At 37.2% G+C, this 11,849-nt stretch carries 9 protein-coding genes; all 9 read right to left on the bottom strand.

Annotated features, from left to right (window positions below; genetic code table 11):
- Positions 1–26: 26 nt before the first annotated feature.
- The 9 genes from P278_RS04440 to P278_RS04400 all read right to left on the bottom strand — a co-directional run bounded on the left by P278_RS04440 (position 27) and on the right by P278_RS04400 (position 11,787).
- Positions 27–1,832, bottom strand: coding sequence for a fibronectin type III domain-containing protein (locus P278_RS04440; protein WP_051413399.1), 1,806 nt, complete (start codon positions 1,830–1,832; stop codon positions 27–29).
- Between the two features lie 354 nt (positions 1,833–2,186).
- A complete protein-coding gene (gene bshA, locus P278_RS04435) occupies positions 2,187–3,317 on the bottom strand; it encodes an N-acetyl-alpha-D-glucosaminyl L-malate synthase BshA (protein ID WP_038262980.1) in 1,131 nt (376 codons plus the stop codon).
- Between the two features lie 147 nt (positions 3,318–3,464).
- Entirely contained in the window at positions 3,465–6,389 is a 2,925-nt protein-coding gene (locus tag P278_RS04430; protein WP_038262977.1) for a glycoside hydrolase family 3 N-terminal domain-containing protein, read from the bottom strand.
- 86 nt (positions 6,390–6,475) lie between these two features.
- Positions 6,476–6,961 (bottom strand): hypothetical protein, encoded by a 486-nt coding sequence (locus P278_RS04425; RefSeq protein WP_038262975.1) that lies wholly within the window; start codon positions 6,959–6,961, stop codon positions 6,476–6,478.
- A gap of 14 nt (positions 6,962–6,975) precedes the next feature.
- Entirely contained in the window at positions 6,976–7,767 is a 792-nt protein-coding gene (locus P278_RS04420) for a (Fe-S)-binding protein (protein WP_038262972.1), read from the bottom strand.
- 66 nt (positions 7,768–7,833) lie between these two features.
- Positions 7,834–8,280 (bottom strand): LNS2 domain-containing protein, encoded by a 447-nt coding sequence (locus tag P278_RS04415; protein WP_038262971.1) that lies wholly within the window; start codon positions 8,278–8,280, stop codon positions 7,834–7,836.
- A gap of 51 nt (positions 8,281–8,331) precedes the next feature.
- Positions 8,332–9,663: a 4Fe-4S dicluster domain-containing protein gene (locus P278_RS04410; RefSeq protein ID WP_038262968.1), complete on the bottom strand. Its 1,332-nt coding sequence runs from the start codon at positions 9,661–9,663 to the stop codon at positions 8,332–8,334.
- Between the two features lie 7 nt (positions 9,664–9,670).
- Positions 9,671–10,621, bottom strand: a complete 951-nt coding sequence (locus P278_RS04405; protein WP_038262965.1) for an MlaD family protein — start codon at positions 10,619–10,621, stop codon at positions 9,671–9,673.
- A 56-nt stretch (positions 10,622–10,677) separates the two neighbouring features.
- A complete protein-coding gene (locus P278_RS04400) occupies positions 10,678–11,787 on the bottom strand; it encodes an N-acetylmuramoyl-L-alanine amidase (RefSeq protein ID WP_038262963.1) in 1,110 nt (369 codons plus the stop codon).
- Positions 11,788–11,849: the final 62 nt, after the last annotated feature.

Genomic DNA, 11,849 nt, shown 5'->3' with positions numbered 1-11,849 from the left:
ATGTCCGTTTCATATGATTTTGTGACTTAATACTTTTTATCACTATTCTTCATTTGTTTCTCCATAAGCTTTAACTTCTCAAGGAGCAATAAATTCTGCGCTTTTAAAAGATCTAATTCTTTTTGTTGTTGAATGGTGTAAAGAGTCAACTCTTCTATTTTTTCCAATAGCATTCCACTCATATCTCCTAGTTCGATCCCATTTTCCTGAATGTAGGATGCACTTGGAATATTTTTTAAATGTCGATTCTTCTGAATATAGGCTTCTACCTGATAGATACTCATAAGGTCATAGCCTTCATTAAACACATAATCCGGCCAGTTTCCCTGTAAAGCCACCCGAACCTCTTCTGATAGAATATCTCCCGCTACAGCCAATCTAAAACCTCTTGTGTTCGTGGTTCCTATTCCTATATTTCTATTGGCAAACAAATCTCTGGCCGTCCAGTCGACCGTTGGTAAATTTGAATTTTCTGAGGTGTAATCTGTAAATTGAGCACTTTGCGTATTAACCGTATGTATATTACTCGCATTAGATACATTCCCAGCAGCGTCCCTCGCCCTGACTGTAAAATCATAGGAAGTATCCGGGGTCAATGAATTCACATTAAAATTGGTCCCGCCACCTGAAAAACCAATACTCTGTCCGTCCTGAAAAACTTGATAGTTAGTGACCCCCACATTGTCGGTGGAAGCATTCCAACTGAGTGTAGTAGATGTACTCGTCGTATTATTTGACGATAAATTAGTAGGAGCGGTTGGTGCTTGTGTATCGGCGGCATTTAAGGTTGTAACTGTATGAACATTACTGGAAGGTGAAACATTCCCGGCAGCATCTCTGGCAAATACCGTAAAGTCATAAGAAGTGTTGGCTGTTAACCCCGAAACGTTAAAAGTGGTGTTTCCTCCTGATAATCCAATACCCACTCCATCCTGAAACACTTGATAATCAGTAACCCCCACATTATCTGTAGCAGCATTCCAGTTCAAGGTTGTAGTTGTCGTTGTGGTATTATTGGAACTCAGGTTAGTAGGTGCCGTGGGTGCCTGGGTATCATTAGCATTGTTGGTCGTAACCGTATGTACATTACTTGATGGTGATACATTACCCGCAGCATCCCTGGCAAATACCGTAAAATCATAAGCGGTATTTGCTGACAATCCGGTAACGTTAAAGGTGGTATTGCCCCCTGATAGTCCAATACTAACTCCATCCCGGAACACCTCATAGTTGGTTACCCCCACATTATCTGTAGCAGCATTCCAATCTAGAGTCGTGGTGGTACTTGTCGTATTACTGGAAGTTAAATTGGCAGGCGCCGTTGGTGCTTCATTATCATTACTTTGCAAAGTTATGGACACCGCATCTATGTATACATTATCACCAGGAGTTGCTCCGGACAAAGGGCTACAATATACCCGAATTATGGGGCTTGTATTCGTTGCCGTTAAGGTCCATGTATATTCCGTCCAGTTGGTACCGGAAATAACCGTGGTTGTAAATCCGTTAAAACCTACCCAGTTGGCAAACGCCGGTAAGTTTCCCTGATCTCCTTCCCTGGCCCAAATACTTATATCATAAACTTCTCCAACAACAGCCGGGAACGTATAACTCATTAATCTACCATTGGTTCCGGTAGATACGGATAAGATCGAAAAATTTCCATCAACGGCAGAAACGTTGCTCGATGTCATATTTGAATTTGATGTCCATCCGGTCGTAGCATTAGACTCATTCTCTATAGATGCAGCATTCGACTGGGTATGAAGATTCTGTGAGTATAATACGCCAACCCAACTTAGCAATAAGAATATTGTAAGTTTTAATTTCATTTTGAATATGAATTAACACAAATAACATTTGTTGATTAAACAATAGCACCTTATAAAATTACTCATTAGGATACTATTAATCAGATATTTGCTTCAAAATTCAAAAAAAAACGATAAAAAGCGGGGGGTGAATATCTCCATCAAATGAGGCTTTAAAACGCTGAAAATATATGATGTTTATGGTGTACTTAGTATCTTTATCCAAAAAAATGTCACTTACAAGAACCTTAATGTTAATAGGCCTTATTATAAGCTTATATGGAATATTAACCGGACGCTATATTTTTATCTTACTACTACTTCCTTTTGGATGGAATCTGTTTAAAGGAAATGACAAAAAAAAATAATCATCATTTATTCAACCAAGCTAAAAGCCTTTTGATAAATAGCTTCATAAATAGGTACGATTCTCTTTATATCAAACTTTTGGGCCTGTTTCTGTGCTGCATCCTTGTAACGCTCTAAGGTTGCATCTTCCTTTAAAATAAGGATTGCATTTTCAGCCATTTCATCGACAGCTCCTACTTCACTTAAAAATCCACTTATTCCTTGTTCATTAACTTCAGGTATACCCCCTGAATTACTTGATATAACAGGAGTCCTGTTGATCATAGCTTCGAGTGCTGCCAAACCAAAGCTTTCAGTTTCTGAAGGCAATAAGAACAAATCTGAAAAACACAAAATCTTATCTATTTCCGTACTGTTACCCAAAAAGAGTACTTTGTCGGTAATTCCCAATTCATCACACATTCTTTCAGCATATTCCTTTTCAGGTCCTTCCCCTACCATCACTAATTTTGAAGGAACCTCCTTTTGTACTTTATAAAAAATCTTAATAACATCAGGAATACGCTTAACCTTTCTGAAATTACTGATATGCGTTATTATTCTTTCCGCAGGTAATGCCATCATTCCGCGATTACAATCTGTAAATTGAAGATCGTATTTAGAGGAATCAATAAAGTTAGGAATTACATTGATTTCAGTCTTAATATCAAAAAATCGTTCTGTATCATCTTTCAGGCTTTCTGAAACAGAGGTTACAACATCTGATTTATTTATACTAAAGGTAACTGCAGGTTTATAGAACGGGTGGTTTCCAACCAGGGTTATATCCGTTCCATGCAATGTTGTTACCATGGGAAGATTAATTCCTTCTTCTTTTAGCATTTGCTTCGCCATATATCCTGCATAAGCGTGAGGAATGGCATAATGTACGTGAAGTAATTCGATACCATACATTTTAACCATATCTACCAGTTTACTCGATAAAGCCAGCTCATAGGGTTGATAATGGAATAACGGATACTCGGGTACGTGTACTTCATGGAAAAATATATTTCCGGTAAGCAAAGCTAAACGAACAGGTTGCTTATAGGTGATAAAATGAATTTCGTGCCCTCTTTCGGCTAATGCCATTCCTAATTCGGTGGCCACCACACCACTACCTCCAAAGGTTGGATAACAAACAATAGCTATTTTCATCGATGTATACTTGATAAGACAAAGTTGACAGATATGAACCTTAGTCTTTTAATTGTATATAAAATTACAACTTAGACTCGGTTTTATCGTTACAATTATGTTAAAGAGAAAAACTCTTATTGTAAGAAACTCATTAACAAGGTATAACTATTCAACAATGGCCTCATAAATATATTCTTGAATTGTAGTTCGAACTCCCTCAGCGATAAGTTTTCGATTTTCCATGGTAGGATATGTTCTGTTCGATAAAAAGACATAAACCAATTCCTGATCAGGATCAGCCCAGGCATAGGTTCCGGTAAAACCACTGTGTCCAAAACTAGTCATGGAAACACAACCGCAAGTCGGTCCTGACTCTCCCAATTGAGGCTTATCGAAACCAACTCCTCTTCTTACATCTTCAGGGCAAAAATAACAGGTATTAAAGCGGTCTATGGTAGTAGGCTGAAAGAAATTATCACCTCCATAATAACCGTTCTGCAAATACATTTGCATTATTTTCGCTACATCATTCGCAGTACTAAACAATCCGGCATGTCCTCCAACTCCTCCTTGCATGGCAGCTCCCATATCATGGACATATCCTTGCAAGGTCTGATTCCGGAAATAATCATCAATCTCCGTGGGTACTATATCTCCTTTTTTAAATTTAGTAAGCGGATTAAATGTTGTGTGAAATGCTCCTAAGGGTTGATATAACTGCTTTTGAGTTATTTCAGCCAATGATTCACCATAATGATCTTCAATAAATCTTTTCATTAAGAAATATCCCAAATCACTGTATCTGTATTGCAAGCGCGACAACAAATCAGAGTCTTTGATTTCTTTAAAAATAGAATCATTCAGGTCTTTTCTGATGTACATATTATCAGCTACTTTCACATCAAACTTTCCCTTTTTATCTTTGCTGTAGTATTTGGGTAGTGGTTTTTTTGTAGCACTGTCAAGGGTACTGATATAAAAAGGTATCCAGGGCTTAAGCCTTGCATAATGTGATAGCACTTTTAGAAGTGAAAGATCTTCTTTATTACTCTTCTGGAGATCGGGTAGCATTTGACCAAGTCGGGTATTAAAATCGATAACTCCGTCTTCTTCAAGCTTCATTACTACGGGTAAGGTTGCCAGTATTTTGGTGAGAGAGGCCAAATCATACAAATCGGTTTCCTTAACATTCCTGTCACCACCATAGATATGCCTTCCAAAAGCCTTATTGTAAATAACACGACCATCCCTGGCAATTAATAACTGTAAGCCGGGAGACATTCCTGATTTGATGGTAAGCTGAGCCATGGAATCAACTTTTTTTAAACGCTCCGAGCTCATCCCTACGCTTTCAGGTAATCCATACTGTAGCCTTTTGATATTATTAACTACCACAGAAGTTCCTACCGGAAGTTCATTATTCGAGGTAACCGGAAGTATTCCTTTTGCTGTTAACCCTCCAAAGATCACTTGCGCTGATTTATCTTGTGCAACCGCATTATTCTGATAACTAACAATAATGCCTTCTAAGTTGGTTAGCGTTTGTAAATCGAGTAGAGCGTACGGCTTGGCAAAAACATCCAGAACCACATCTTTTACCCTTCCTAGTTCATACAACCATACCTTTTCCTTATCTGTAAATTTAAATGCCTTCCACGGAGTCGCATCAGATCTGTGAAATCCAACTATAACCGTATTATATGGTTTTAAATTTTCTAATAAATCTGCAAGATTATCTCCAGAAACCTCATCAACTTTAGCATATCGCTGCATAGCTTGAAGAAAAGGTGCTCCTTGATCATCTCCAAATTTCACATAGGCTATTTTCTTCTTTTCAAGGTTTTTTATAGGTAAGATTCCATACTTGTTTTGAACTACGGTTATGGCATTCTCAATAACCTCTTCTCTTAAAACATAATCATCCAAAGCATTCAAGTCAGCTTCCAGGTTTTCCGTAGCTACATTTGCATAATTATCGAGTCCAACCTTAAATTTAGCTTTCAGGATTTTCTTAACTGAATGGGCTAATCGCTCTTCAGTAATGGTATTATTATTATATGCTTCTACGATTTTTCCAATAGCCTTAGGGGTGTCTGCTGAAATTAAAAGCACATCATTACCGGCCATGAAAGCTTTTAAATCCACTTCACCCGGATCGTCGTAATTTGCGACTCCTTTCATCTCCATCGCATCCGTGAAAATGAGTCCTTTAAAATTTAACCGTTCTTTGAGAAGATCTGTTACTATGGCTTTTGATAAGGTAGATGGAAAGTTCTGCCGTGATTCGAGGCTGGGCACATTTAAATGAGCGACCATCACACTAGCCAAACCTTCTTGAAATAATCTTTTATAAGGGTACAGCTCCACCGAATCAATTCGCTCTTTTGAGAAAGAAATTGTTGGCAGTGTTTTATGAGAGTCGGATTCTGTATCTCCATGCCCAGGAAAGTGCTTAGCATTGGCTAAAACACCTGCAGACTGCATTCCTTTGGTAAATGCTATTGCTTTTCGGGCTACATTTTCAGGGTCTTCACCAAAGGATCTATTACCAATTATAGGATTGTCAGGATTCGTATTGATGTCTACATCCGGAGCAAAATTGATATGCATTCCCAATCTACGGGTATGCTCACCAATACGTTGTCCAACCTTTTCAATAATTTTGTCATCTTTAACCGCTCCCAGCATCATGTTATAAGGATAAGCAAATGTAGAATCCAATCGCATTGCGAGGCCCCATTCAGCGTCCATAGCCATGAGCATTTTTGTTTGAGCTAAAGCCTGAAGTTTATTATTAAGCAGTGCCTGCTTGTATGGAGCTCCTTTAGAAAAAATAATTCCACCTACATGATAATCCTTTACCAGTTTTTCTACTTCTTCTATATGCTTTTGGTTTCCGTTAGAATAGGCCCTGACCATAAATAACTGACCTACCTTTTCATCCAGGGTCATCTGATCATATAAACTATCTACCCATTTTTGCTGTTCTTCGGCATTTTGAGCTAATAAGGGGTCTTGCTGAGCAATACTTCCTTGACTAATACAAAGGAAGGTTAATAAAGTAATAATAGATCGTATCCTTCTTGTCATAATTCAGGGTCTTTTTTTTGATGATTCAAATCTAGTTTTGCAACGTCAAAAACGAAGCCAAAATTGTAGATAATCACTATTATTTTTTATTTCATAAAACGTGCATGCCAACTATCGCGTGCGGGAACTTCCCAATAATTCAGATATTCTTCCTTATTAGTAACCAAATTGTTAAAGACAATTGTATTTAGCGACACGGCTTTATCTTTAGCCATCTTCTTGAAGTCTTTCAGGGGCTTATATGCAATGAAATCTCCTTGCCTGTATGACACGTTCATTTTATCCAATAAGTCGACATCATACTCTTTTTCAAGTTCCTGAATAAAACGCACGGATGCATCAATAGAACATCCTGATGCACTGTTAAATTCCTGATCCAGTGCCAGTATCAAAAATCGTTTATATCTTATCTGAAAACCGGCTTTCAAGCCAGCTCCATGGGCTGTCCATTCTTCTACAAAATTTCCAAATTTGTCTGATATTTCAGCTATTTCCTCCTCGGTAAAGGATCTGTTTGCCTGAAATATCCATACCCGAGCAGTTTCGGGTAGCGCTTCAAAATCTACTAACATTTTCTTTAAATTATTTATAAATCCTCTGCATTTGCAATCAATTCTGCTACATCCATCACCTGTAACTCAGCTTCTTTTTCTTTGCCCTTAACCCCATCGGTCATCATTGTATTACAAAAAGGGCAAGCAGCTGCAATCACATCTGGTTTGGTTTCTAATGCCTGTTCAGTGCGCTCTATGTTTACATCCTTATTACCTTTTTCAGGTTCTTTAAACATTTGAGCTCCGCCAGCACCACAACAGAAACCTTTTTTACGGCAATTTTTCATTTCCACTAACTCAGCATCCAGTTTTTTTATCAAATCACGAGGTGCTTCATAAACATTGTTAGCTCTACCCAGGTAGCATGGGTCATGAAATGTAATTCTTTTTCCTTTAAATTGTCCGCCTTCAATCGTCAACCGTCCATCATCCAAAAGAGATTTAAGAAATTGAGTATGATGAACTACTTCATAAGTACCTCCTAAGGCAGGATATTCATTTTTAATCGTATTAAAACAATGAGGACAAGCCGTAACAATCTTTTTTACCTCATAGGCATTCATAACCTCTATGTTGGTTACCGCCTGCATCTGAAACAAAAATTCATTCCCGGATCTTTTAGCCGGATCTCCTGTACAGCTTTCTTCAGTACCAAGAACAGCAAATTCAACCTTAGCTTTGTTTAATAGTTTAACAAAGGCTTTTGTGATTTTTTTTGCTCTATCGTCAAAACTCCCGGCACAACCTACCCAAAATAAAACCTCAGGAGATTTACCCTGGGCCATCATTTCTGCCATTGTAGGAACTTTAATAGTATCACTCATTGTCTAACTGTATTTTAAAGAATAGCGCAGTAACTTTATGGTCACTACGCTATATATTCATTTTAATTAATCGTGCTTTCCGTCATCAAACACCTGAATGGTAACTTCTTTATCTACTAAATCAGTGAATTTACCATTGTAACGAGTTGCCTTTACCAAATGGTTATCCACCCAATGATAATTTCCACCTCTCGGTTTACCCATTACCATACCGTGGTATTTAAATCCATGTCTGTTCAACCAGTCTTCAGTTACCTCTCTATGCTCCTCTGTTCTGGAAGTAAAGAAATAAATTATATGACCTTCCTCATACCATCTATTCAATGTATCTAAGGCGTCTGGGTACACATTCGCTGTGGCCATTCGCTCCGGTTCTTCATTTGGAATATCGTCACAAATAGTACCATCAATGTCAATTAAATAGTTTTTAATCCCTTCTGGTAATACCGGACTTACATGTTCTCCCTCTGCCAGTTTTTTGTGTAACAGTCTAGCTACTTCTTCCTTTTTCATCTTTCTTCTTCTTAAAATTTAAATTTAAAGTTTATAATTAGTTGATGTTTGTTAAACTTCATCTTTCCAGTTCAATCTATCCATTTGATTATAAGGCCATGGAGCCCCGTTATTTTCGATATTCCCCATCATATTGTTCAATTCTGCTGGTGCTGCAGACTGTTCCATAACAAGGTAACGTCTCATATCGATAATAATAGATAATGGATTAATATTTACTGGACATGCTTCTACACAAGCATTGCATGATGTACATGCCCAAAGTTCTTCTTTGGTTATATAATTGTCTAAAAGTTGTTTATTATCCTCCTTGAATGTACCCCCATTCGCATCTATATTCTTCCCTATTTCTTCAAGCCTGTCTCTGGTATCCATCATTATTTTTCTGGGAGATAAAAGCTTTCCTGTTTGGTTTGCAGGACATTCACTTGTACAACGCCCACACTCTGTACAGGTGTATGCATTCATCAATTGTACCCAATTTAGGTCGGTTGCATCTGAGGCTCCAAATTTTTCCGGTTCTGACATTTCATCCCCTTCGGAAGGAGCAGCAAATGGGTCTGCGTTTGGATCGAGCATTAATTTCACTTCATTTGTAACTGCTTCCAAATTATCTAACTTTCCTTTTGGCTCCAGATTCGCATACCACGTATTCGGAAACGCCAATAGAATATGCAGATGTTTTGAATAATATAAATAGTTCAGAAAGAACAAGATCCCAACGATGTGCAACCACCATGCAGAACGTTCTATCATCACCAAAGCAGACTGAGATAACCCTTCAAAAAGAGGAGCTATCAACTGACTCACAGGGAACGCTCCAGCCTGAGTATAATGCTCTGCCCCTAACTGTTGTAATTGATAGTCAGTTGCGTTCATTGTTAAAAACAAACACATTAAAACGGCCTCTATATAAAGAATATAATTCGCATCATTTTTAGGCCATCCTTTCATTTCAGGGTTCCAGAAACGTTTTAATTTTATCACATTTCTTCGTACCCAAAAAACAAATACCGCAACAAGAACTAATAATGCCAACACCTCAAATGAGCCTATTAGAAAGTCATATCCACCCCCTAAAAAGGCAAATATTCGGTGAGTCCCGAAAAGTCCGTCTATGATAATTTCAAGGACTTCTATATTAATTATGATAAAACCAACATAAACAATAATATGCATAATACCTGCAACAGGACGAACCACCATTTTACCTTGTCCTAAAGCAATACGGATCATATTATTCCACCGGTCCTTTTTATGATCGGTTCTGTCAATATCTCTTCCTAATTTAATATTGCGAACTAACTTTTTAACATTTTTAGCAAAAAAGCCTATCCCAATAATTAAAACAATCGCAAATAATATGTTTGGTATCCAGTTCATGCTAGTTCTAGTTTTGTTCTTCTATAGGACCTTCATAAGGTTTTTGCTTTTTTCCAAAAAGCGAAAAATGCACATAGCGCTTAGGATTAAGACGCATATCCTCCAATAATAGCTCTAATTGCCCTGATGCCTCTGATATATTCTTATAGAGTGCCTCGTCTTTCATTAGCTTTCCTAACGAACCTTCTCCTTCCTGCATTTGGGTCATCATACTATTGAATTTGGTAATCGTCTGTTCTAACTCATTAATAGTGCTACCTAAATTGGCCTGAGCTAAAGTGTCACTTAATTGAGCCAGATTACTAGAAACTTTATTTACATTGCCAATAGTATTATTTAATTTCTCTTTATTATTGGTCAATAAATTATCAAGAGAATACGAAGCTGATTTAAAATTTGCTACCGTATGATTCAGATTCCCTATAGTTTCTCTTAAATTTTCTCTCGATTCTTCATCCATTACTTGATCCATCCCTACCAGCACCGAATCAGTGCTCACAATCATTCTTTCTATTTTTTCCTGAAGGGGTGTCAGCTTTTGGGTCACCAATTCCGTAAGTCCTGGCTTAATCGCTGAAATAAGTGTATCTCCAGACTTTGCCATTTCACTATTATCAAACTCCGGTATAATTCGGATACTTTTCCCTCCAATTATTCCTGTATCATAGATTTCAGCTGTACTGTTTTTAGAAAATTGAAATTCACTGTCTACGATTAAGGTTACCAACAAATTTCCTTCTCCATCTATAAATCGGATATCTTTGATGGTACCAACCTGATACCCATTAATTAAGATAGGAGTTCCGATAGCAATACCACCAACATTATCGTATACTGCGAAGTATTTACGACCGTTTGAAAATAATGAACTGGACTTTAAATAGGTAAATCCTAAAATGAATAAAAGGATACCGCCAAGGATTATAATCGCTGTTTTGATTTCTCTAGTTAGCTTCAAAAGAATTTGATTTTTCTGTACAAAACAAAAATAGAAATAATTTTAATAGAAGCATTCTAATTTGAAATGGATTTTACAGCTTCACTCAAGCTCATTTTCTGTCCATTTTTATAGGCTACAATAAAACAAGACTGATACCCTTTTCCATTAGCTTCTTTTTGAAGTGATTTTGCCGTTTCAAAATTCGTGGTTTCCCCATAAAAATAGCGATAAACCCCATTTTCTTCTTGCATAGTGACCGGTGAAAGTCCTTTAAAATTATAAGGCTTTAAATCTAGTTTATTAGACCCGGCCGCTATCTGTATTTTAAACACTACATCATTGGAACTAATAGAAGACACCATACCCTCGTCCTGCACAATTGATGCCAATGATGTTTCATCTATAACATCTCCCGTATTTTCATCAACTGATTTCTTATATGCTAACACAGCTTTCGCTATTGAACTGGCCATTCCCTGTTGCCCACCATTAGAATTTAAATATTTCCCTTCCGGTTTATAAGTCAAAAATCCGGTCTCTACTAAAACACTTGGCATAACAGTTTGATGTAATACAATGAATACATTTTGCTTCACCCCCCTATCCTTTCTTTTTAAAGATCCGGTAAAATTATCCTGTATCATTTTCGCCAATAATATACTTTGATCCAGGTATTCCTCCTGCATCATCGTTAAACCAATAAAACTTTCAGGGGAATTCAAGTCATATTGAGCATAATTAACTTCATAATTTTCCTCCAGGTATATTACGGAGTTTTCCTTTTTGGCGACTTCCATATTACGTTTATTCCCATCCAGACCTAACACCCAGGTTTCTGTTCCGTGTGCTGAAGAATTATGCGCATTACAGTGTACCGAAACAAATAAATCCGCTTCTGCCTCATTAGCTATTTTTCCCCTTACAAAAAGATCTACAAATTTATCAGTCTTTCGGGTGTAGATCACCTCTATATCCTTATTCTTTTGGAGCATTGCACCGACTTTTAAAACTATACTCAACGCAATGTCCTTCTCTTTAAATCCACTACCCATATTTCCAGGGTCATGACCTCCATGCCCCGCATCCAGCACTACTTTAAACTTTTTACTGTTTTGTTGCGCATATATAGGTGAGATGGAAATTATCAATAAGGCGATCAAAAAGTAGCTTCTCAAATTCTTCATGTAATAATAACGTATTATATCTGTTATTAATTTTAATTATTTCTCAAAACAATATTTAAGAG

The organism is Zhouia amylolytica AD3 (assembly GCF_000511935.2).
Taxonomy (GTDB): Bacteria; Bacteroidota; Bacteroidia; order Flavobacteriales; family Flavobacteriaceae; genus Zhouia; species Zhouia amylolytica.
Note: the sequence above shows the minus strand (reverse complement) of the source record. Positions and strands in the feature narration are given on the sequence as shown.